Genomic DNA, 20,901 nt, shown 5'->3' on the forward strand with positions numbered 1-20,901 from the left:
CGCCCTGCTGGCCAGCCAGGCGGCCGCACGAGCCGTCGACCGGCAGATGAGCCCTGACCAGCTGGAGGCGCTGCCTTCCGGCGATCCTGACCCACGAGCAGGCAGGCAAACGAAGAAGGGGCCGGTCCGTGCGGACCGGCCCCTCTTCTGCAACCCGCATGGGCTCACGCCCTGACTCCTTCGGTGAGGGCTCTAGTAAGCCTCATTGGGTGGAGCTGAGGGTGGAGCTGAGGGGACTCGAACCCCTGACCCCCTCGTTGCGAACGAGGTGCGCTACCAGCTGCGCCACAGCCCCTGGAACCCCCGCGACTTTACCACCCGGACCGGCCGGACACCCAATCGGGCCCTAGTCGCCGACGGCGCGGCGGGGCTGCTCAATGGACTCGTCTGCGTCGGCGGTCGCGGCGGTTTCGGAGGACGCCGCGGGGCGTTCGCCGGGGGCGCGGTGAGGGAGCTGGATGGAGCTGGCCGGGTCCAGCCGGCCGGAGGTCCAGGCGCCCGGCTGGGTGAGGTCGATCTTGCGGGCCGCCGGGCGCGTCGCCTTGGGCTTCGTGAGGTAGGTGGGCAGCGGGACGGCGACGGGCGACCACTCCTCGCCCTCACCAACCGACGGCGCCGGCGCCACGAGCTCGTCAGGGAGCACCAGGCGGCGAGGAGCCCCTTCCTCGGACTCGGAGGGCGAGGCCCAGACGGCGGAGGCGTCACGGGCCTCCGGGCGACGGCGCTGGGTGGCCGCACGGCGGGCCTGGATGCGTCGCCGGCGGGCCTGGACGACAGCGGCGCGGCGGGCGACGAAGAGGAAGAGGACCAGGAGCACCGCCGGGCCAGCGGGCGCCCAGGCGGGCACGCGGCCGATTACGACAAGGGCGACAGAAGCGACCAGCAGAACCAGCAGCATGCCGAGCATGCGACGACGGCGGCGGGCGGCTACTGCGAAGGCATCATCAGACGGAGCGGGCGGCGCGGTCGCGGCCGCAACCGCCGCCTCAGAAGCCGCGGCAGGCGCAGCGGGCAGCGTCACGGCGCCGTGGGGAGCCTGCGGCGGGCCGGCGCGACGCGACAGGACGCGGACGCCGCGCTCGACATCGGCCTCGCGGGCGCGCTCGACCTCTTCGTTGCGACGGATCCAGCGGGGCACGAGAAAGGCGGCCCACGCTGCGACGATCGCCGCATAGATGAGACCGCTGTACCCCATGCCTCAAAACGCTACGGTGCAATGCAACTCACACGGTGGACCTGCTTCGGTGTGTCGTCCGCAACGCACGTGACGGGTGTGACCAGAGGGACCTCAGGTCATCCTGATCGCTTGTGCCCGGATCTCGATCTGGACCCTCTGCGACACCAGCCAGCCGCCGGCCTCGAGCGCCACGTTCCAGGTCATGCCGTACGCCTCGCGGTCGATCTCGCCCGTCGCCGACAGGGCGAGCCGCTCGCCGCCCCAGGGGTCGCCCTTGACGCCGTCGATGGAAACATCCAGCTCGATCGGACGGGTGACACCCTTGATCGTCAGCTCGCCGACGCACACGAACTTGCCGGCGCCGCCGCGGCGACGGCGGACCATCTGGCCGTTGACGACCGACCACTTGGGTCCCGACGAGCCACCGTGCACCTGGCGGGAGATGAAGCTCATCTTCGGGAACGCCTCGATGTCCAGAAAATCAGCACTGCGCAGGTGGGCGTCCCGCTCAGCGGCGCCCGTGGTGATCGAGCCCGTGTCGATGACGGCGCTCGCGGACGAGTCCAGCGGGTCGTCGGCGATGTGGACGGTGCCCTCGACCTTCTCGAACCGGCCACGCACCTGGGTGACCATGAGATGACGGGCGACGAAGCCGGCCGTGGTGTGCGCGGGATCGATCTGGAAGACCCCGGGCGTAGGGAGCATCGCCCCGTTCCAGAGCCGCACACCAGCAGAGTCGTTCATGCAATCCCCCGAGAGCCTCGATTCGACGTCGCCACATTGCGGTACGCAGCAATAATCGCACAGTCAAACAACTGCAGATGGTGGCAAAACACATCGAAACGGTCACGCAGCGTCATCGCCGCAGCTCAGCGACGGCGCCAGCGCACAGCTCAGGGAGCCAGACGCGACGAACGCCACCGGCGCAACAGGCCCTCGGGCACGTCCTCGGCGGTCAGCGCGAACGAACGATGGTCGCGCCATTCGCCGTCGATGTGCAGCAGCTTCGGCCGCAGCCCCTCCTCGCGGAAGCCGAGCTTCTCGACGACGCGCAGCGAGGCGCGGTTCTCGGGGCGGATGTTCACTTCGAGCCGGTGCAGTCCGCACACGAAGAAGCAGTAGTCGACGGCCATGGCGACGGCGGTGGGCATGATGCCGCGGCCGGCGAGGTCGACGTCGAGCCAGTAGCCGACCGTGCCCATGCGCGCCGAGCCCCAGATGATGTTCGAGACGTTGAGCTGCCCGGCCAGCCGCCCGTAGTACGTGACGGCCCAGGGCAGCGACTCGTCGGCGCGGCCCTGGGCGGCGTGGAGCCGGACCATCTGCCGGAAGCTCATCGTGTACGGGTCGGCCGGCGGCGGGGGCGTCGCCTCCCACGGCCGCAGCCACGACTCGCTGCGCTGCCGCACCTCGGTCCACGCGCGCAGGTCGCGCCCGTGCAGCGGCCGCAGCCCGACGGGGCCCTCGTTCAGCTCGACCGGCCAGCCGAGCCGCGTGGACCGGGACCTCACGCCCCACCTCCAGGCGCGTGGTCACCGCCGCGGAGCTGGTCGACTGCGTGCGGGAGGACCGGCGCGAGGACGGCGAGACCGTCACGCACGCCGCCGGGCGAGCCCGGGAGGTTGACGATGAGCGTGCGCCCGGCCCGGCCGGCCACGCCGCGCGACAACGCCGCCGCCGGCACTCCCTGCGCGACCCCGTAGGACCGGATCGCCTCGGCCAGCCCCGGCGCCTCGGCATCGAGGACGCGACGGGTCATCTCGGGCGTGTGGTCGGTGGGGCTGAGGCCGGTGCCGCCGGTGGTGACGACGACGTCGTAGCCCTCGGCGACGGCGGACCGCAGCACGGCCTCGACCTCGTCGCCGTCCGGCACGACCGTCGGGTCGGCCACCGCGAACCCCAGAGCGGCCAGCCCGGCCACGATCAGCGGTCCCCCGCGGTCTTCGTACACCCCTGTGGCCGCGCGCGTCGACACCGTCACGACCAGGGCTCTCATGGTCGCCGCCAGGTCCCGGACTTGCCCCCGGTCTTCTCCTCGAGCCGGACGTCGGAGATGACGGCGCCCTTGTCGATCGACTTCACCATGTCGACGACGGTGAGAGCGGCGGTCGCGACGGCGGTCAGCGCCTCCATCTCGACGCCGGTCCGATCGGCTGTCCGAACCACAGCAACCACACGCACGGCGTCATCCAACACCGTCAGCGTCACGTCCACCCCGTGCAGCGCCAGCGGGTGACACAGCGGAATGAGGTCAGGGGTCTTCTTCGCGCCCATGATGCCGGCCAGCCGCGCGACGGCGAGCGCGTCACCCTTGGGCACGTCCCCGGCCCGCAACGCCGTCACCACGGCCGGCGATACCAGCACGCGGCCCGACGCCGTCGCCGTCCGGACCGTCACGTCCTTCGCCGATACGTCCACCATGCGCGCCGCACCCTCATCGTCCAGGTGCGTGAAACCGGACGAGCTCACTCTCGCCGCCGTTCGAGCAGGACGGTGTCGACCACCTGGCCCGCCGCGACCTCGGTGACGTGCTCAGGCACGACGATCAGCGCGTTGGCGTAAGCGAGGTCGCCCATGAGGTGCGACTGCTGGGCGCCGATCGGCCGCACCTGGTGCGAGCCGTCCTGCGCCGTCTGGACGCGGGCCCGGGCGAACTGCCGGCGGCCCTCCGGCGAGCGCAGCCGCTCCTGCAGCACAGCCTTGACGCTGGGGCGGTGCAGCCGCGGCGAACCGAGCATCTTGCGGATCGCCGGCCGCACGAACACCTCGAACGAGACGAACGCGCTGACCGGGTTGCCGGGGAGCGCGAAGATCGGCGTGTGGTCGTCGCCGATGGTGCCGAACCCCTGCGGCTTGCCCGGCTGCATGGCGACGTTGTCGAACTGCACCGTGCCGAGGCCGGAGAGCACCTCTTTGACGATGTCGTAGGCGCCGGCGCTCACCCCGCCGGTCGTGATGACCATGTCGGCGCGGATCAGCTGATCCTCGATCAGCCCGAGCAGCCGGTCCTTGTCGTCGGGGACCGGCGGGACGCGGTACGCGACGGCGCCGGCCTCGCGCGCGGCGGCGGTCAGCGTGAACGAGTTGGAGTCGGAGATCTGCCCGGTGGTCAGCGGATACCCCGGCTCGACCAGCTCACTGCCGGTGGAGATGACGACGACGCGGGGCCGCGGCCGGACGACGACGCGGTCGCGGCCGACCGCGGCGAGCAGGCCGATCTGCGCGGCGCCGAGGTACGTCCCGGCGCCCAGCACGACGTCGCCCTCCTGGACGTCGCCCCCGGCCCGCCGGATATGCGCGCCCGGCTTCGCCGGCGCCGTGATGCGGACCCGCGCGGTGCCGGCGTCGGTCTGCTCGACCGGCACGATGGCGTCGGCGCCCGACGGCACCGGCGCACCGGTCATGATGCGCGCGGCCAACCCCGGCCCGATCGCGTTGACGCGCGTGTCGCCGGCCGGGATGTCCGCGACGACGGGCAGCTCGACCGGCTCGTCCGCGGACGCCGCGGCGACGTCGTCGGCCTGGACCGCGTAGCCGTCCATGGCGGTGTTGTCGAACTGTGGCAGCGACCACGGTGCGATGACGTCCTCGGTGACGACGCAGCCGTGCGCGTCGAGCAGCTGGAAGTCCAGCTCGCTCAGCGGCCGGACCGCTGCGAGGATGTCAGAGAGATGGTCGGCGACACGCTTCACTCAGTCATCCTCAACCTCGGGCGGAAGCTGCGCAACGAACTCGCGCAGGAACGCCCGGAACTCTTTGCCGAGGTCGCTGCGCTCGCTGGCCAGACTGACGGTCGTGCGCAGGTAGTCGAGGCGGTCGCCGGTGTCGTAGCGGCGGCCGCGGAACACGACGGCGTGCACCCCGCCGCCCTGCTCGGCGGGCATGCCGGCCAGTGTCTTGAGCGCGTCGGTCAGCTGGATCTCGCCGCCGCGGCCGGGCTCGGTGCGCCGCAGCACGTCGAAGATCGCCGGGTGCAGTACGTACCGGCCGATGACGGCGAGGTTGCTCGGCGCCGTGCCGGGCTCGGGCTTCTCGACCAGGTCGGTGACCCGCACGACGTCGTCCTCGGCCGGCTCGACCGACGCGCAGCCGTACATGTGGGCGAAGGCGGGGTCGACCTCGATGAGCGCGATGACGCTGCCGCCGTAGCGCTTCTGGACGTCGAGCATGTGCGGCAGCAGCGGATCGCGGGGGTCGATGAGGTCGTCGCCCAGCATGACGGCGAACGGCTCGGCGCCGACGTGGAGCGCGCCGCAGAGGACGGCGTGGCCGAGGCCGCGCGGGTCGCCCTGGCGGACGTAGTGGATGTCGCCCAGGATCTGCGACTTCATGACCCGCCGCAGCCGCTCCTGGTCGCCCTTCTGCTCCAGCGCCTTCTCCAGCTCCCAGGCGCGGTCGAAGTGGTTCTCGATGGCGTCCTTGTTGCGCCCGGTGACCAGCAGCACGTCGGACAGCCCGGCCGCGACCGCCTCTTCGACGACGTACTGGATGGCTGGTTTGTCGACGACGGGCAGCATCTCTTTCGGCGTCGCCTTGGTGGCCGGCAGGAATCTCGTCCCGAGCCCCGCGACCGGGATGACCACCTTCGTCACCGCGCCGGCCGGAGCGTCCTGTTCCGTTCGCGCTGCAGTCATTGCTCTCCTCATCCAGTCGGGCCATGCATGCCTCGTTCCAAGGCTGAGGTACCCGCTCCGTCCCGACCGACAACTCGCGGGAGCCTCCGGCCCCCGGTCGTCGCCGGTATGGATGGCCCTCCATTCTGGGCGTCACCCTACAAACACCGGCGGACAGGCAGAAGGGCGACGTGCGGTCGGCCGTACGGTGAAGACGTGACGACGACGGTGCGCGAGGCCAAGCGGGCGCTGCGCGAGCGTATCCTGGCCCGCCGCCGCGACCTCGACGCGACGGCGCTGGCGTCGGCGGCGAGCCGGCTGCGCGACGTCGTCCTCGGCCTGCCCGAGGTGGCCGCCGCCTCCACCGTGGCCACGTACGTCTCGGTCGGCCGCGAGCCCGGCACCGGGCCACTGGTCGAGGCGCTCAGCGACGACGGCGTCGACGTGCTGCTGCCGGTGCTGCTGCCCGGCGGCGACGTGGACTGGGCCCGCTACACCGGGCCGCAGCACCTGGTGCCGGCCGCACGTGGACTGCTGGAGCCGGACGGCGAGCGGCTCGGGCCCGCGGCGGTGACGGCGGCGCCGGTGCTGCTGGTGCCGGGCCTGGCCGTCGACCGGCGCGGCCACCGCCTGGGCCGGGGCGGCGGGTCGTACGACCGCGTGCTGGCCCGGGTGCTGGGGTCGACGACGCCGGTGTTCACCTGCGTGCTGCTGCACGACGGCGAGGTGCTGGACATCCCGGTCCCCCGCGAGCCGCACGACGTCCCCGTCGACGCCGTCGCGACTCCGAGCGGGGTGCACCGGCTGCGCTGAGCCGGCCCGTGTGCGGGGCGGGACGACAGTTGTGTGCGGCGCGCTGTGTCGTCACCCGTGATGCGGACACCTCACTCGCGTGAGTACCTCACACACCGGGCGCTCGGGTCCCCGCAACGGCCCTGACGCGGGTGAGGTGTCGCTCGGGCGAGTGCCGGCTGGCCGTCCAGACGACTCCGGTCGCAAGGGGCTCGCGTCCCTGCCCCGAACTGGGCCGGCGGCCGACTCCGATGGCATGGTTGCGGGATTCGTGCAGCTATGGCAACCCCGGATCACTCACCATCCGCTACACGCCCGGCCGAACCGAGCGGCGATGACCCACGGAACACGTCGGAGAGCCCCATTGCAGAGGACGACCGAGACGACCGACCGCGCTACGGGGACTGGGTCGGCTCGGGCGGCTGGAACGTGAACCTGAACTCGCCGGCCTCGCGGACGGAGTCCTCGTCCCAGCGCATCGGCAGCGTCTCGCCGTCGCGCCAGAGCTCGGTCTGGTCACCGTAGTTGTCGTGAAACGGGTGGCCGCTGACGCCGGTGAGGTCGATCCAGCGCGACGCGTCGAGGTCGCCGAGATCGACGATCATCCGCATGGAGGGCGACCACACCGTCTCGTAGCCCTCGGCGGCGTCCCACGCGTTGGCCAGCACGATCGAGTCGCCGCCACCGACCTCGACCGGCCCGCGGTTGAACATCCACTCGATCAGCCCGATGCCGGACGTGCCGAACGTCGGCTCGGTCAGCTCCAGCGCGTGCAGCCGGCCCCACTCCCACTTCGACGCGTCCTTGCCCTGCTCCCTGGTCATCTCGTCGCGGGCGTCGCGGACCGCCTCGACGAGGACGATGTCGCGCGTCTCGGTGCCGCCCTCGGTCTCGACGTCGTCCCAGAACGGGTCACCGGGGACCTCCAGCAGGCCGCGCATGACCTCGAACCAGCGGCCGCCGCCGTCGGGCCACTCGTCCTCGGGCAGGTCGTCGTGGAAGGTCAGCTCGAGCAGGTTGCGCCAGACGGCGTTGAAGTAGGCCGCCGCCGCGGAGTCCGCCGTCATCGACCGGTCCCAGTCGCGCAGCAGCCGCAGGCCGTCGCCGTAGTAGCCGTCGGGAGCATCGAGCTCCAGCAGGTACGGCACCAGGATGTCGGCGGCGTCGCTGTGCGCGTCGACCTGTATCGCGGCCATGTCCGCGGCGTCGAGCGGCTCGCCGTCGTCGATCCGCTCGGCGAGGAGCTCGTTGATGCGCCCGGCCCGGTGCCCGGGGTCGAAGTCGGCAGTGAGCAGCAACGGGTAGCGGTCGCTGGTGACCGGCTGGTTCGCCGTGACGACGTAGCCCTGGGCCGGGTTGAGCACGCTCGGCAGGCTGGCGAACGGGATGTAGCCGGCCCACTCGTAGGTGCCCGTCCAGCCCGGGACCGGGTAGCGGCCGTCGTACGTCGTGCGGACGGGGATGCGCCCGGGCGCCTGGTAGCCGATGTTGCCGTCGGTGTCGGCGTAGACGAGGTTCTGCGAGGGCACGTCGAACAGCGCGGCGGCGGCCCGGAACGTGTCCCAGTCGGTGGCCCGGTTCAGCGCGAAGATCGCGTCCGCCGTGCGGCCCGGTTCGAGCGCCGTCCAGCGCAGCGCGACCTCGTACCCGTCCTCCGGCGGCGACTCGCCCTCGACGCGGGCTGCCTCGCCGACGTCCTCGATGTCGTCGTCGCGGTCGGACAGCAGCGGACCGTGCCGCGTGCTGCGGACCGTGATGGTGACGTCGTCAGCGCCGGCCACCCGGATGGTCTCCTCGCGTGCCTCCAGCGGGACCCAGTCGTCGCCGACGCGGTAGGAGTTGCCGCGGACCTGCTCGAGGTAGAGGTCGGTGACGTCCGGGCTGAGGTTCGTGAACCCCCACGCGACGTCCTGGTTGTGGCCGATGATCACGCCCGGCAGGCCGGCGAACGAGTAGCCCACGACGTCGAACGGGCAGGCCGGGCCGACCTCGCGGCAGTGCAGGCCGACCTGGTACCAGATCGACGGCATCGACGGGGCCAGATGCGGGTCGTTGGCCAGCAGCGGCGCGCCGGACTCGGTGTGGTCGCCGCCGACCACCCACGAGTTCGAGCCGACGCCGTCACCGTCGCCGAACGTGACCGGCGCGGCGTCGAGGCCCACGGCGGCCCGGCTGATCGCGTCGGCCGCCGCGGGCGTCAGCGACACGGGCGCGCCGTCCGTCCCGGTCAGCGCGTCGGGCAGCCGCGGCGACACGTACTCGTCCGGGACGATCGGCGGCGTGAGCGAGTCGGGCGGGTCCGGCCAGAGCTGCTCGACCCGGTCGGCCGGCAGCCCGCTGGCCGCGAGCAGCGAGCGGCTGAGCTCGTCCTGCATGTTGCCGCGCAGGTCCCACGCCATCGCCTTCAGCCAGCTCAGGGAGTCGACGGGGGTCCAGCGGCTCGGCGCGTCGTCGCCGCCGGTCACGCCCAGCAACGTGTAGGCGAGGCCGCGTTCGCCGCCGTCGGTCTGGTCCAGCCAAGCATTGACGCCGTCGGCGTAGGCGTCGAAGTAGCGGCGGCTCTCCGGGCTGATCAGCGGCAGCTCGGCGCGGGCGACCTCGGTCCAGCCGAGCGTCCGGACGAACGCGTCGGTCTCGACCTGGTCCTCGCCGAACAGCTCGGACAACCGGCCCGACGTGACGTGCCGGCGGAAGTCCATCTGCCAGAACCGGTCCTGCGCATGCACGTACGCCTGCGCCCGGAACAGGTCCTCCGGGGTGTCGGCGTAGACGTGCGGGATGCCGTTCTCGTCGCGGATGACCTCGGCCTCGGCCGTCAGCCGCGGGATCTCGGCGGTGCCCTCGTAGTCGGGGTAGGCGCGGCGCACCGACCACACGCCGACGGACGCGGTGGCGACGAGCGCCAGCACGACCAGCCCCGCCAGGACGGCGAGTCCGGCGGCGATGCGGCGACGAGTCACCGGGACAGAGTAGGCGACCGATCACGGCCGCCCGACTGCCGTCGCCGGGTTCCGCTCGGCGCCCGATTCGCGGGGTGTCAAGCCGTCCGGCTGGCATAGCGGTTGGCAACGTCTGGGCCTTTCGCTGTGGCTAGCAAGGTTTCAGCCTTGCGCGACTGGACGCCAGGTCGTAGCCTTGCAGTGTGCCGTTCGTCCTGACCGTCGACCAGCGCGGCAGCCGCCGCAGCCGCGATCTGGTCGAAGACGCCTTGTCCACGCTGAAGCAGCTGGTCCACGAGCCGCTGCTGCCGTTCGAGCGCACCGCCGGCGACGAGTTCCAGGGGGTGCTCGCCGAGCCCGAGGCGGCGGTCGAGGCGGCGCGGCTGCTGCTGCGGGTCGACGCGTGGAGCATCGGCATCGGCGCCGGGCCGGTCGAGGAGCCCCTGCCCAACAGCACCCGGTCGGCGCGCGGCCCGGCCTTCATCCACGCACGCGAGGCGCTGGACGCCGCCAAGCAGCGGCCGCAGCACGTCGCCGTCGCCGGGCCCGACGCCGGGCGCGCGCAGGAGGCCGATGCCGTCCTGACGCTGATCGCGGCCGTCGTCGCGCGGCGCAGCACCGCCGGCTGGGCCGCCATCGACCTCGTCGAGGCCGGCCACACGTTCGCCGAGGCCGCCGACATCCTGGGTGTCACCCGACAGGCCGTCGGGCAGCGGCTGGCGGTCGCGCTCTGGCAGCAGGAACGCGACGCCCGGCCGGTCGTGGCGCGGCTGCTCCAGGAGGCCGCATGACGGCGGTGGCGGTGGTCCTGCTGGCCGTCGCGGCCGTGGCCGGTGGCATCGTCTGGTACCTCGTCGAGCACGAACGCCGGCCCGAGGCGACGACCCGGACCTGGCTGCTCGGCGCGGCCGTCCCGGTCACGCTGGTGGCCGCGGCGACGCTGTTCGGCTTGGCCGGCGACCCGGCGGGTCCGGCACTCCTGAACGTCGCGCGGGTGGCGGCCGTGGTCACCGCGATCACCGGCGGCAGCCTGGTCGTCACGGCATTGCTGCGCGTCGCGGACCGCGGCAAGACCGTCACCGCTGAGGACGGTGTCACCGGCGACGCGTCCGCGAGCGTCTCCGACCCTCAGACGCTGCGCGGCGGCACGTCCATCGGGGTGCTCGAGCGGATCGCGGTCGCCGTCACGATCCTGGCCGGGTGGCCGGAAGGCATCGCGATCGTCCTGGGCGGCAAGGGCATCGGCCGGTTCCCCGAACTGAGCCAGTCGGCCGCGTCCGAGCGGTTCATCATCGGGACGCTGGCGAGCGTGCTCTGGGCGGTCGCCGCGGTCGGTGTCGTGTTCACCCTGCAGCGGTGAGGCGCCCGCGTGGACAACGACCCACCGAAACGGGCATTATTCTTGGCAGTCGAGGGTTGAGAGTGCTAAGAGCCGTCGGCCTTCGACGGCGACCAGGAGGATCCACGCGTGCCCACCTACCAATACGTCTGCACTGACTGCGGCGAGCCCTTGGAGGCCGTGCAGAAGTTCAGCGACGACCCGCTCACCGAGTGCCCCGCGTGCGGCGGCCGCCTGCGCAAGGTGTTCTCCGCCGTCGGCGTCGTGTTCAAGGGCTCGGGCTTCTACCGCAACGACAGCCGCTCCACCACGTCCTCCAGCTCCTCGGCCAGCAGCAACGGCTCGTCCGGCGACTCCAGCAAGAGCAGCGGCGACTCGTCCACGAAGACCTCGAAGGACTCCTCCGGCTCGAAGGCCTCCTCCCCCGCCGCCTGATCGTCCAGCCGCGACGGCTTCCTGTGGATGGCTGGGATTCCTCGAACCCGGCCTGTGGACAAGCCGTTCGGCGGCCTCCGGAGCGCCTAGCGTCGTCGGCATGGACGACCCCCGCTCCGCTCTGCACCGTCTGGTCCGCGCGGCCGGCTGGCATCGCCGGCTGCTCGCCGGCGGGCTGGCCGCGGCGGCGGTGGCGTTCGCCATCCAGGCCGCCTCGCCCGCCGCTCCGGCCACCGTCGACGTGCTCGTCGCCGCCCGCGACCTGCCCGGCGGCACCGTCCTCGCCGACGACGACCTGACCACAGCGGCGTTCCCGCCCGGCGCCGTCCCCAGGGGCGCGGTCGCCCGGCCAGACGCCGAGGGGGCGCTGCTCGCGGCGCCCGTCCGGGCCGGCGAGCCGATCACCGACCGGCGACTGCTCGGGCCGGGCCTGCTCGACGGGTGGGGTCCGGACGTCGTCGCGGCTCCCGTGCGGGTCGCCGACGCGGGCGCGGCGGGCTACCTGCGTCCCGGTGACCGGATCGACCTACTGGCGACGGCCCTGGACGGCGCGGCGCGCACCGACGTCGTCGCGGCGGACGTCCCGGTGCTGGCGGTGCCGGCGGCGGGCGAGGCCACGCTCGCCGAAGGTGCGCTGGTCCTCGTCGCCGCGACCCCCGATCAGGCCGCAGGGCTCGCCGCTGCCGCTGTCACGTCACGTCTGTCGTTCACCGTCGGTGTGTCGTGATTTCCCCTGATCACGGCTGTTCTGCGACTAAGGTGGCCCCGGCCAAGCGTCCTCGGACGGGAGAAGGGACAGCGGATGCTCAAGGGCTTCAGGGAGTTCATCAGCCGGGGGAACGTCGTCGATCTCGCCGTCGCGGTGGTCATCGGCACCGCGTTCACGGCGATCGTCTCCGCGATCGTCGAGGGGTTCATCAACCCGCTGATCGCGGCGGTCTTCGGCCGGCCGGACCTTGCGGCCGTCGGCAACTTCGAGATCAACGACGCACAGTTCTCCATCGGCGTCGTCCTGGCCGCGATCTTCAACTTCCTCTGCGTCGCGGCGGCCGTCTACTTCTTCATCGTCCTGCCGATCAACAAGCTGCGTGAGATGCGGGCCAAGGAGCCGGAGGCCGAGGAGGAGGCGGTGCCGCCGGAGGACATCCTGCTGCTCCGCGAGATCCGCGACGCCCTGCGCGACCGCGTCTGACCGGCGATCGCCGGGGCGCCGCCTCGAGCGGGTGGCGCCCCGGCGGTCACGGTGGTCACCAGTGCGGCGGACGCTCCTCGAGCAGCCGCGCGTCGTTGGAGGAGTCGTCGTCGCCCCAACCGGTGGGGCGTTCGTCAGAGGTGGTGTCGGGCAGGACCTCGAGGTCGTCCTCCCACCCGGATGCACTGCTCATGCCCGTGGTTCCTCTCGTTGCTCGAACCCTCCGGCCGGCTCCGGTGCCGGCCGGTCGATCCGCGGTTCAGTCCAGGTCGCCGGCCTCGACACGGGCGAGGCGGCGTTCCCGGACCAGGTTGTCGACGTCGATCTCCGGCGCCCCGGTCTCGTGCCAGAGCGCCGCGAACACGCCGGTGACGTCGCGCTGGCTCAGGATGCCGACCAGGCGGCCGGCTTCGACGATCGGCAGGTGCCGGATCCAGTGCTGAGCCATCAGGCGGGCCGCGTCGCGCACGTGGGTGTCGGGCTCGGCGGTGATGACGTCGCGGGTCATGACCTCGGCGATCGACGCCTCGTCCGGGTCCGCGCCCCGGCCGACCGCCCGCATGACGTCGCGCTCGGTGACGATGCCCACGATCGCGTCACCGTCGACGATGACCACCGACCCGGTCTGCTGCTTCCACATCTGCTCCGCGGCACTGCGCAGCGTCCCCGTGGTGGAGTCGGTGATGGTGGCATTGGTCATGATCTCGGCGACGCGCACTGTTCTCTGCTCCCCCTGAACGACCCACTTGCTGGAAGATCACCAGCGTAGAACACCTTCCTGTGAGACCGGCGCCTGATTTCTGGATCCGCCGGTCAGCGACCGGACCACCGTCTGGGGTCACGTCGAAAGGACTGTTGCGAAAGGAGTCCTTCGAGGGCTACCCTGCGCGCCATGAGCGACCAGCCGCCCGCCGTGCCGCGGCGTGAGCTGCGCGACCCCGCCGAGCTGCGCGCGCTCGCGCATCCGCTGCGCCTGGCGATCCTGGACCTGCTGGCGGAGCTCGGGACCGCCACCGCCACCGAGGTGTCCGCGCGGCTGAACGAGTCGCCCGCCAACTGCTCGTGGCACCTGCGGCAGCTGGCCCGCTACGGCTACGTCGAGGAGGCCGGCACCGGGCCTGGACGCACCCGGCGCTGGCGGCTCGTCCTGGAGTTTCGCCGGGTCGACCAGATGTCGGGCGAACTGGAGCGCGCCCTCGACGCCGTCCAGGACGTCCAGCTGGAGCGCCAGGTGCAGGCGATCCGCGACTGGCGTGCGCGCCGCCGCGAGGAGCCGGCCTGGGCCGAGACGACGGTCGAGAGCGACTGCTGGACCTGGCTCACCGCCGAGGAGGCGGCGGAGTTCCAGGCGGCCTACGAGCGGCTCCTGCAGGAGCACATCCTCCCCCGCTCCCGGCGGGCGCACGCTACGGACCGTCCGCCCGGCAGCCGGCCGGTCCGAGTGCTGTACTGGTTCTTCCCCACGGGCCCGGTCTCGACATGACGCCGGCGGACGACCTCGCGGCCGTCCTGACCCGGGCCGGCTGGAGCCGCGCGGCCGCCCGCGTCCTGGCCGTCCTCATGTTGACGGACGAGCCGTTGTCCAGCGCCGATCTGGCCGCCGAGCTGGGCGCCAGCGCCGGTTCGGTGTCGACGGCGATCCGCGAGCTGACCGATCGCGGCGACGTCCGGGAGGTCCGGGTGGCCGCGTCGCGCCGGCACTGGTTCCGGGCAGCAGACGATCTCGGCGACGGCGCGGTCGGCCACGACCGGCCACAGCTGCTCCGGTCTGCGGCGATCATCACGGAGCTGCTGGCGAGCCTCACTCCGGACCAGGACGGTCCCCGCCGGCGGTTGACCCGCCTGCACGACCGGCTCGTCTGGCTGGACGGTTACCAGCAGCGGATGGAGTCCGCGTGGGCCGACCACCTCCGGCAGCGCGACCCGCTCCCCTGATCAGGGGGCGGGGTCTACGCCGCGGGCGAGCCGGCGCGTGCGACGCGGACGGCGTGGCGCAAGACGTCGGCGGTGCGCGCTTCGGCGACGTCGAGGCCGAGGTCCGTGGCGAGCAGCGCGACCACGTCGTCCACACGGCGGGCGACGCCGTCGGACTCGGTCCAGCGGGCCAGGGCGGCCAGTTCGCGACCGGTGTAGTCGCTGACCGAGCGCCCGCTGACGATCAGCGGGCGGTTGCCCTGACGCACCGGCTCGGACTGTGCCTCGGTGTCCGCGGATCCTACGCCGGACGATCCGGCCGCCGGCTCCTGGCCGGCGGACTCGGCCTGCGGCGATGCCTCCGCCGTCGCGCCGTCACCGGACGGCGTGCCCGCGGCCGAGTCGCCGGCCGGCCCCGCCGCCGCGGCGCCGTCGCCGTTGGACGCAGCGCCCTTCGCCCCTCGGCCAGCTATCGACCGCTGACCGACAGGCGGCCGCTGAGCGGCGACGGCGCCCTGAGCCGGCACCGGCTCGTCCTCCGGCATCCCCGCGACGATGTCCGCCTCGGCCGCCGCGACCGCCCAGTCGTAGGCGTCGGCGTCCTTGACCGCCTGCTCGTACGCTGCCAGCAGCCGCTCGGTCTCGGCGTCCGGATCGGCCGCCCACGCCGCTGACCAGATGCGGTGCACCGTCCAGCCCAGCCGGGTCAGCTGCTCCTGCCGCAGCCGTTCCCGCTCGCGCGCGCCGCGCCGGGCCGCGTACGTCTCGCCGTCGGTCTCGATCGCCAGCACGAACCGCGACCGCCGCGTGGGGTGGCGCACCGCGACGGCGACGCCGCCGGGTCCGCCGTGGCCGAGCACGACGTCCGCCTCGACGCCGGCCTCCTGGAGACGCTCGGCGACGGTCTCGGCCAGCACGCCGGAGCGGCCGGGCGCCGCCGTCGCGCCCTCGACCCAGTCGGGCTGCGGCCCCTTCTGCACGTACGCCAGGAACTGGCCGAGCGCCTGCGCACCGGGCGTGGTCAGCCGCCGGGGGCTGAGGTCGTCGGCGCCGAAGGTCGCAACGACGGTGAGCCGCTCGCGCGAGCACAGGGTCGCCGCGCTGAGCCGCCGTTCGCCGCCGGGCCGGCCCAGCGCTCCGAACCGGTACAGGATGCGGCCGTCGACCGACCGGCCGTACCCCAGCGTGAGGATGATCGCGTCGCGGACGTCGCCGGAGACGCGCTCGACGTCCTTGATGAAGAACGGCTCGGCGCGGTCGCCGCGCAGGTGGGGCGCGACCTCGGGGGCCCGGATCAGCGCGTGCCGCAGCGCCGCGTCCAGCCGCTCGGCGTGCCGCGGCCCGAGCGTCACGACGCCGAGACTCTCGTGCGGCCGCTTGCGGACGTGGTCGAGTACCAGCTCGACGACGCGGTCGACCTCGTCGGACGAGCTGTCGACGGGGTCGTCGGCGATCGGGTCGGAGTCGACGATCTCCATGGTCACGCGGTCGTTGCCGCCGACGCCGGGGACGGTCGTGAGCCGGGCGGCGTGCGTAGTGCGCTCGGCGAATCCGACGAGGCGGTCGTCGCGGACGCGGTACTGCCCGGTGAGCAGCCGCTCCGGCAGTGCGTCGCGGAGCAGGTCGACGACGGAGGCGGGCGGGTCCTGCCCCCACGGACCCTCCTGCTCGTCGGGATCCGGCGCGGGCTCGACGGCGGTGGTGAACGGGGGGCGCGCGACGTCATCGTCGCCGACGAGCACGACGCGGGCGCCGCGGGCCAGCGCCGGGACGGCCTCGGCGACGGCGAGCCGGCCGGCGTCCTCGACGACGACCACGTCGAACAGCGGCCGCGGCGGCAACAGCTCGGCGACGGACAGCGGCGACGCCACCCAGCACGGCACGGTCGCCAGCACCAGCTCCGGCGCCTCCTCGACCAGCGCGCGCGGAGCGACCGGCAGCGCGCTGTCAGGCGACTCGGTCAGGACCGCGGCCTGACCCTCGTGCTGCTCGGCGGCCTCGGCGAACAGCGCCCGCCGCGCCTCCAGCACGCGACCGGCGGCAGCCCGTACCTCGACCATGTCGGCGGCGCGGAACTCCTCCAGCCGCCGCTCGTGCGCGTACCGGTCGAACCGGCCGAGCGCGGGGTCCGTGGAGCGCCACAGGTCCAGCAGCGACGAGTACCACGCGTAATCGAAGACCGCCTCGACGTGGTCCGGGCCGATGCCGCGGCGGCGCAGCTCGGCGATGAGGTCGTCCAGCCCGGCGGCGGACAGCTCGGCCTGCAGCTCGTACAGCCGTGGCAGCGAACGGAGGTGACCGCTGTCGGCGATCAGCTCGTCCAGCCGCTTCGCCACATCGGCGAAGGACAGGTGCTCGAGGTCGGCGGTCCGCGGGTTGCCCTCGGCCAGCGAGGCCAGCGCGTGCCGGACGCCCTTCGCGGCGTCGACAGCGTTGGCCAGGTGCGGCCCGGTGCGCGGCGGCTTGCCGTCGCGGGACCGCTCGCGCCACGTGGCCAACTGCTGCTGCGCGGCGATCAGGCCCTCGTGCAGCCGCGGACGGTGCTGCCGGCCCGCCTTGCCGGTGAGGTCGGCGAGGCGTTTGCGCAGCTTTCGGCGGGCGAAGAAGCCGGTCGCCATGCCGTGCGACGCGCGGTAGGCGCGGTCGCCGCTGGCCGCGGCGAGCTCGTCGAGCGGCTCGTCCCAGATCTGCCCGCCGAGCGTCTCGACGGTGCGCCCGACCGACGCCAGCAGGTCGACGGTCTCGAGGCACTCCGCGACGGTGCCCGGCCCGGCCAGCCCGACCTCGACGGCGGCCCGGGTGGCGGCGTTCTTCAGCCGCGGCAGCGCCCGTTCGCGCAGCTCGGTGACGGTGCCGAGCAGGGCGTCGGCGGCGCGGATGTCGGGGACGTCGGAGCCGAACCACGGCGAGCCGGACTCCGTCAGCGTCAGGCCCTCGATGTTGGCGAAGTCGCGCAGCTGCAGCCGGACGTGCGCCGTGCTGCCGGCCCGCGCGAGGACGTCGGGATCGACCCGCGCGGACGTCCGGGCGAACTCCTGCGCCGTCGCGACCAGCACCATCGCCTCGTGCGCCGTCGAGCCCCACGGCTGGCGGATCGCGTGGATCGCGTCGCGGTAGGCGTCGAGCTCCGCGGCCAGCGCGGCGGCGGTGCCGGGCGTGACGTGCTCGAACTCGCCGGGACGAGCCTGCCGCAGCCGGCGGGCGGTCTCGGCGATCTGCTGGACGGTGACAGCTGGCGGCGTGCGGCCCGCGTCGAGGACGACGTCGCGCAGGCCGACGGAGTCCAGCCGGGCGACGAGGTCGTCGAGGACGGCCCGCTTCTCGCCCACGACGAGCACCCGCTGACCCCGTCCGACCAGCTCCGCGACCAGCGCCGCGACGGTCTGCGTGCGACCGGTGCCGGGCGCCGCGGCGACCCGCAGGTGGCCGTCGCCGGCGGCGGCTGCAACCACCTCGTCCTGCTCGCTGTCGGTGTCGAGCACGCGATAACGCAGCTCGCCCGGACTGCCGGGCCGGGTGATGGCGGACAGCGCGGCGGGGTCGCCGGCCAGCGCGGCCACGACGTCGTTGCCCTGCAGGTCGACGCCGAGCGCGGCGAGGTCGCGGCTGAGCGCCAGCGGGACCGTGGTGAACGTCGCGAGCACCGCCCGGTGCGCGATGGCGAACCCGTCGACGACGTGCGGCGGGGCGAACTCGCGCAGCCGCTCGACGACCGTCGCATACCGCATCCGCCCGGCCGGGTCGCGCAGGTCGTCGGTGGCGAACCGCAGCCCGAGCTGGGAGTCCAGCGCCCACAGCAGGACCGGGTTGACGAACGGGTCGTCGGCGATGGTGATGGTGAAGTCTGTCTCGGCCGGGTCGCGCGCCTCGACGACCGCCGACCGGAGCATGACCGGCGCCGTCGGCCGGCGGGCCGCGAACGGGTTCGCCCAGGTCGCGATGCCGACCGCGAGGTAGCACACGGCGATGCCGCGCTCCTCGGCCAGCTCGTGGGACTTGTCGCGGATGGCCCGCACCGACCGCAGCGCCGACGTGCGCAGTGGCTCGTACGGGAACAGCTTGGAGACCAGGACGGGCTCGCCCTCGAGCAGCAGTTTGCGTGCCTCCGGCTCGGCGGCGGCGAGGTCGAGCGTCCCGACCTTGAGGTCGCGATAGGACAGCAGCGGATCCCGCCCGCCGAGCGCGGCGAGCTCGCCACTCCACCGCTCGACGGCGTGAGCGACCAGCTCCGACCGGGTCGGAACGGGGCCGGCGACCGCGTCGCTGCGCATCGCGCTCACGGGATCGGGAGCTGGGGAACCGGATGCCTCACACCCCGGAGGTTAGTTCGCGAACCCCGCCCGCGTGGGGAGGCAAGCCGAACACGTGCACAGGTTTAACCGCAGGCCGTCCGGTTTGTCCGAACCGGGTCTCCGGCGCGCAACCGGGTATGTGCCATGCCGGCCGGAGCCATGGCGTAGTTTCCATTCCCTTGTGGGACTCGCCGCCGCCCGGGACCACGCGGTCGGCTTTGGACTAGAGTGTCGCCGGTCACGGGGGGCGAGGGTTCCGGCACGAAAAGAGACCCGGAACCACGTCAGGCTCGAAAGGTGTGAGTCGTGAAACTGCTCGAGGACGTCCCCTCGGCCGTCGCCCACCGCCCGCCGCCGCGCCGCACCAAGCTGACCCTCGGGTTGGCCGCGGCGTTCCTGCTGGTGGCGGCCGTTGTCGGCGTAGTGCTGGTCGCGTCCAGCGGCGGGTCGGGTGGCTCGGCCGCGGACGGCGAGCCGCGTCCGTCCGGGACGATCGCGGACTGGGCCGCCGGCGTCACCGACGCCTGCACGACGGTCGCGGCGGAGCAGCCGATCATGGCGCAGGGTCCCGAGGTGCGGCTGGACGTCGCAAACCTCGCCGCGGTTCAGACGGGGACCAGCGCGCTGGTCGCGGCCGTCCACGACGTGCCGCTGCCGGCCGACGAGGCCGAGCAGGCGCAGGCGAGCGCCGCAGTGGCTGTCGGCGACCAGGCCGCGCAGGCGTGGACGGCGCTGACGGACAGCTCCGCCGAGACGAGCGCGGAGCAGGTCGCCCAGGCCGCCGAGCTGACCGCCGGCTTCGTCGAGGGCATGACGCAGCTCGGGGCGAACTGCGCGCCGATCGGCTGACGCCCGCACGGTAAGGTAGGGGGGTGAAGTCCCTCGTGCTGGTGTGGTGGCTGCCTTCGTAGGCGGCCCACTTCAGCATGCTCATCGGCCGCCGCGACGGCGGCCGGACAGGTGACAGCTCTCGCGGTGGCCCTGCCCACCGATCGGAGAGCGTCATGACCCTCACCACCACCCTCGACATCCCGCTGCTGGCCGATCCGGCCGACGTGGCGGCCGATCCGTCGCGGTACCGCGTGCTCACCGGCGACCGGCCGACCGGCCCGCTGCACCTCGGCCACTACTTCGGGACGTTGCTCAACCGCGTCCGCCTGCAGCGCCAGGGCGTCGAGACCTTCCTCGTCGTCGCCGACTACCAGGTGATCACCGACCGGCTGTCGCCGGGCGAGATCGCCGCGAACGTGCGCGAGGTCGTCCTGGACAATCTCGCCGCCGGCATCGACCCGGACCGGACGACGGTGTTCGCGCACAGCGCGGTGCCGGCGCTGAACCAGCTGCTGCTGCCGTTCCTCTCCCTGACGACGGTGGCCGAGCTTCAACGCAACCCGACGGTGAAGGACGAGGCGGCGGCGTCCGGCCTGGCGTCGATCAGCGGGCTCCTGCTGACGTACCCGGTGCACCAGGCGGCGGACATCCTCTTCTGCCACGGCAATCTGGTCCCCGTCGGCGACGACCAGCTGCCGCACGTCGAGCAGACCCGGACCATCGCGCGGCGGTTCAACGAGCGGTACGCCGGCGGGCGGGCGGTGTTCGGCGAGCCGCAGGCGCTGCTGTCACCCGCCCCGCGGCTGCTCGGCGTCGACGGCCGCAAGATGAGCAAGAGCCGTGGCAACGCGATCGCGCTCAAGGCGACGGCGGACGAGACGGCGCGGCTGATCAGGCGCTCGGTGACCGATGCTCGTCGTGACATCACCTACGACCCGGCCGAGCGGCCGGGCGTGTCGTCGCTGGTCGAGGTCGCGGCGCTGTGCCTGGGCGTCGCGCCGGAGGAGGTCGCGACACAGGTCGGCGCCGGCGGGTCGGCACTGCTGAAGGCGCTGGTCACCGAGGTCGTGAACGAGGAGCTGCGGCCGGTACGAGAGCGGCGGGCGGCGTTCGCGGCGGAGCCGGGGCTGGTCCGGTCACTGCTGGCCGACGGGGCCGAGCGCGCGTCGGCGCTGGCCGAGTCCACGCTGACCGAGGTCCAGGACGCGCTCGGGATGAGCGCCTATTGAAGAGGCACCGAGTTGAAAGGGGCGCGTCCGGTGATGGTGGGGTCACCGGACGCGCCCCGGGGCGGCCGACGAATCGTCAGGGCCGCTGCTCACCGGGCTGTGGCAGCTCGGTGGGCTGCCGATCCTCCGCTCCGGACGGGGGATCGGC

The 20,901-nt window shown here is 73.1% G+C and carries 21 protein-coding genes and 1 tRNA gene; 10 read left to right on the forward strand and 12 right to left on the reverse strand.

Translation table 11 applies throughout. The features are described from left to right. Positions 1-222: 222 nt before the first annotated feature. From E1262_RS22425 to galU, 8 genes are all read right to left on the reverse strand, one after another. Positions 223-295, reverse strand: a tRNA-Ala gene (locus tag E1262_RS22425). Between the two features lie 51 nt (positions 296-346). Continuing rightward, complete coding sequence (sepX, locus tag E1262_RS22430) at positions 347-1,195, reverse strand: divisome protein SepX/GlpR (RefSeq protein ID WP_132105796.1); 849 nt, start codon at positions 1,193-1,195, stop codon at positions 347-349. A gap of 93 nt (positions 1,196-1,288) precedes the next feature. Next, positions 1,289-1,921 (reverse strand): YceI family protein, encoded by a 633-nt coding sequence (locus E1262_RS22435; RefSeq protein ID WP_132105798.1) that lies wholly within the window; start codon positions 1,919-1,921, stop codon positions 1,289-1,291. Between the two features lie 149 nt (positions 1,922-2,070). Next, positions 2,071-2,688 (reverse strand): GNAT family N-acetyltransferase, encoded by a 618-nt coding sequence (locus tag E1262_RS22440; RefSeq protein ID WP_132105800.1) that lies wholly within the window; start codon positions 2,686-2,688, stop codon positions 2,071-2,073. Continuing rightward, positions 2,685-3,173 (reverse strand): MogA/MoaB family molybdenum cofactor biosynthesis protein, encoded by a 489-nt coding sequence (locus E1262_RS22445; RefSeq protein WP_132105802.1) that lies wholly within the window; start codon positions 3,171-3,173, stop codon positions 2,685-2,687. The genes E1262_RS22440 and E1262_RS22445 overlap by 4 nt, the downstream gene beginning before the upstream one ends. Continuing rightward, positions 3,170-3,598 (reverse strand): cyclic pyranopterin monophosphate synthase MoaC, encoded by a 429-nt coding sequence (gene moaC / locus E1262_RS22450; RefSeq protein WP_203454216.1) that lies wholly within the window; start codon positions 3,596-3,598, stop codon positions 3,170-3,172. Before moaC ends, E1262_RS22445 begins: the two co-directional genes overlap by 4 nt. 44 nt (positions 3,599-3,642) lie before the next feature. Further along, the gene (gene glp, locus E1262_RS22455) at positions 3,643-4,869 is read right to left on the reverse strand and encodes a molybdotransferase-like divisome protein Glp (protein ID WP_132105806.1); all 1,227 of its coding nucleotides are present in this window, start codon (positions 4,867-4,869) and stop codon (positions 3,643-3,645) included. Next, positions 4,870-5,811 carry a UTP--glucose-1-phosphate uridylyltransferase GalU gene (gene galU / locus E1262_RS22460; protein WP_132105808.1) on the reverse strand — a complete coding sequence of 314 codons (942 nt, stop codon included), beginning with the start codon at positions 5,809-5,811 and terminating at the stop codon, positions 4,870-4,872. A 195-nt stretch (positions 5,812-6,006) separates the two neighbouring features. Here galU and E1262_RS22465 point away from each other — a divergent pair, with 195 nt between their 5' ends. Then, positions 6,007-6,603: a 5-formyltetrahydrofolate cyclo-ligase gene (locus tag E1262_RS22465; protein ID WP_238993015.1), complete on the forward strand. Its 597-nt coding sequence runs from the start codon at positions 6,007-6,009 to the stop codon at positions 6,601-6,603. Between the two features lie 374 nt (positions 6,604-6,977). Here the strand turns inward: E1262_RS22465 and E1262_RS22470 are convergent, their stop codons facing one another. After that, positions 6,978-9,542 carry a penicillin acylase family protein gene (locus E1262_RS22470; protein WP_203454218.1) on the reverse strand — a complete coding sequence of 855 codons (2,565 nt, stop codon included), beginning with the start codon at positions 9,540-9,542 and terminating at the stop codon, positions 6,978-6,980. Between the two features lie 182 nt (positions 9,543-9,724). On the opposite strand from E1262_RS22470, the gene E1262_RS22475 reads away from it, so the two are divergent. The 5 genes from E1262_RS22475 to mscL all read left to right on the forward strand — a co-directional run bounded on the left by E1262_RS22475 (position 9,725) and on the right by mscL (position 12,487). Continuing rightward, positions 9,725-10,312, forward strand: a complete 588-nt coding sequence (locus E1262_RS22475) for a hypothetical protein (RefSeq protein WP_132105812.1) — start codon at positions 9,725-9,727, stop codon at positions 10,310-10,312. Next, positions 10,309-10,881, forward strand: coding sequence for a hypothetical protein (locus tag E1262_RS22480; protein WP_132105814.1), 573 nt, complete (start codon positions 10,309-10,311; stop codon positions 10,879-10,881). The genes E1262_RS22475 and E1262_RS22480 overlap by 4 nt, the downstream gene beginning before the upstream one ends. A gap of 108 nt (positions 10,882-10,989) precedes the next feature. After that, positions 10,990-11,295 carry an FmdB family zinc ribbon protein gene (locus E1262_RS22485; RefSeq protein WP_132105816.1) on the forward strand — a complete coding sequence of 102 codons (306 nt, stop codon included), beginning with the start codon at positions 10,990-10,992 and terminating at the stop codon, positions 11,293-11,295. Positions 11,296-11,395: 100 nt separating this feature from the next. Further along, positions 11,396-12,022, forward strand: coding sequence for a Flp pilus assembly protein CpaB (gene cpaB, locus E1262_RS22490; RefSeq protein WP_132105818.1), 627 nt, complete (start codon positions 11,396-11,398; stop codon positions 12,020-12,022). A 75-nt stretch (positions 12,023-12,097) separates the two neighbouring features. Next, entirely contained in the window at positions 12,098-12,487 is a 390-nt protein-coding gene (gene mscL / locus E1262_RS22495; RefSeq protein WP_132105819.1) for a large conductance mechanosensitive channel protein MscL, read from the forward strand. Positions 12,488-12,542: 55 nt separating this feature from the next. On the opposite strand, the gene E1262_RS31020 is transcribed toward mscL, so the two are convergent. Both E1262_RS31020 and E1262_RS22500 read right to left on the reverse strand, forming a co-directional pair. Continuing rightward, positions 12,543-12,680, reverse strand: a complete 138-nt coding sequence (locus E1262_RS31020) for a hypothetical protein (RefSeq protein ID WP_203454219.1) — start codon at positions 12,678-12,680, stop codon at positions 12,543-12,545. 66 nt (positions 12,681-12,746) lie between these two features. Then, on the reverse strand, positions 12,747-13,205 hold the full coding sequence (locus E1262_RS22500) for a CBS domain-containing protein (protein WP_132105821.1): 459 nt from the start codon (positions 13,203-13,205) through the stop codon (positions 12,747-12,749). Positions 13,206-13,379: 174 nt separating this feature from the next. Between E1262_RS22500 and E1262_RS22505 the strand changes: the two genes are divergently transcribed. After that, on the forward strand, positions 13,380-13,970 hold the full coding sequence (locus E1262_RS22505) for a winged helix-turn-helix domain-containing protein (RefSeq protein WP_132105823.1): 591 nt from the start codon (positions 13,380-13,382) through the stop codon (positions 13,968-13,970). After that, a complete protein-coding gene (locus tag E1262_RS22510) occupies positions 13,967-14,422 on the forward strand; it encodes a GbsR/MarR family transcriptional regulator (RefSeq protein WP_132105825.1) in 456 nt (151 codons plus the stop codon). The genes E1262_RS22505 and E1262_RS22510 overlap by 4 nt, the downstream gene beginning before the upstream one ends. 14 nt (positions 14,423-14,436) lie before the next feature. Here the strand turns inward: E1262_RS22510 and E1262_RS22515 are convergent, their stop codons facing one another. Continuing rightward, the gene (locus tag E1262_RS22515; RefSeq protein WP_132105827.1) at positions 14,437-18,672 is read right to left on the reverse strand and encodes a DUF4011 domain-containing protein; all 4,236 of its coding nucleotides are present in this window, start codon (positions 18,670-18,672) and stop codon (positions 14,437-14,439) included. A gap of 327 nt (positions 18,673-18,999) precedes the next feature. Here E1262_RS22515 and E1262_RS22520 point away from each other — a divergent pair, with 327 nt between their 5' ends. Next, complete coding sequence (locus E1262_RS22520) at positions 19,000-19,542, forward strand: hypothetical protein (RefSeq protein WP_132105829.1); 543 nt, start codon at positions 19,000-19,002, stop codon at positions 19,540-19,542. Between the two features lie 155 nt (positions 19,543-19,697). Then, complete coding sequence (gene trpS, locus E1262_RS22525; RefSeq protein WP_132105831.1) at positions 19,698-20,753, forward strand: tryptophan--tRNA ligase; 1,056 nt, start codon at positions 19,698-19,700, stop codon at positions 20,751-20,753. The last annotated feature ends 148 nt before the right edge of the window (positions 20,754-20,901 follow it).

The sequence above is a fragment of the Jiangella aurantiaca genome (assembly GCF_004349105.1).
Taxonomy (GTDB): domain Bacteria; phylum Actinomycetota; class Actinomycetes; order Jiangellales; family Jiangellaceae; genus Jiangella; species Jiangella aurantiaca.

Coding starts and splice junctions, on each gene's coding strand:
- trpS (WP_132105831.1), top strand. CDS start 19,698: ATGACCCTCACCACCACCCTCGACATCCCGCTGCTGGCCGATCCGGCC.
- sepX (WP_132105796.1), bottom strand. CDS start 1,195: ATGGGGTACAGCGGTCTCATCTATGCGGCGATCGTCGCAGCGTGGGCC.
- galU (WP_132105808.1), bottom strand. CDS start 5,811: ATGACTGCAGCGCGAACGGAACAGGACGCTCCGGCCGGCGCGGTGACG.
- E1262_RS22510 (WP_132105825.1), top strand. CDS start 13,967: ATGACGCCGGCGGACGACCTCGCGGCCGTCCTGACCCGGGCCGGCTGG.
- E1262_RS22435 (WP_132105798.1), bottom strand. CDS start 1,921: ATGAACGACTCTGCTGGTGTGCGGCTCTGGAACGGGGCGATGCTCCCT.
- E1262_RS22505 (WP_132105823.1), top strand. CDS start 13,380: ATGAGCGACCAGCCGCCCGCCGTGCCGCGGCGTGAGCTGCGCGACCCC.
- mscL (WP_132105819.1), top strand. CDS start 12,098: ATGCTCAAGGGCTTCAGGGAGTTCATCAGCCGGGGGAACGTCGTCGAT.
- E1262_RS22515 (WP_132105827.1), bottom strand. CDS start 18,672: ATGCGCAGCGACGCGGTCGCCGGCCCCGTTCCGACCCGGTCGGAGCTG.
- cpaB (WP_132105818.1), top strand. CDS start 11,396: ATGGACGACCCCCGCTCCGCTCTGCACCGTCTGGTCCGCGCGGCCGGC.
- moaC (WP_203454216.1), bottom strand. CDS start 3,598: ATGGTGGACGTATCGGCGAAGGACGTGACGGTCCGGACGGCGACGGCG.
- E1262_RS22480 (WP_132105814.1), top strand. CDS start 10,309: ATGACGGCGGTGGCGGTGGTCCTGCTGGCCGTCGCGGCCGTGGCCGGT.
- E1262_RS22445 (WP_132105802.1), bottom strand. CDS start 3,173: ATGAGAGCCCTGGTCGTGACGGTGTCGACGCGCGCGGCCACAGGGGTG.
- E1262_RS31020 (WP_203454219.1), bottom strand. CDS start 12,680: ATGAGCAGTGCATCCGGGTGGGAGGACGACCTCGAGGTCCTGCCCGAC.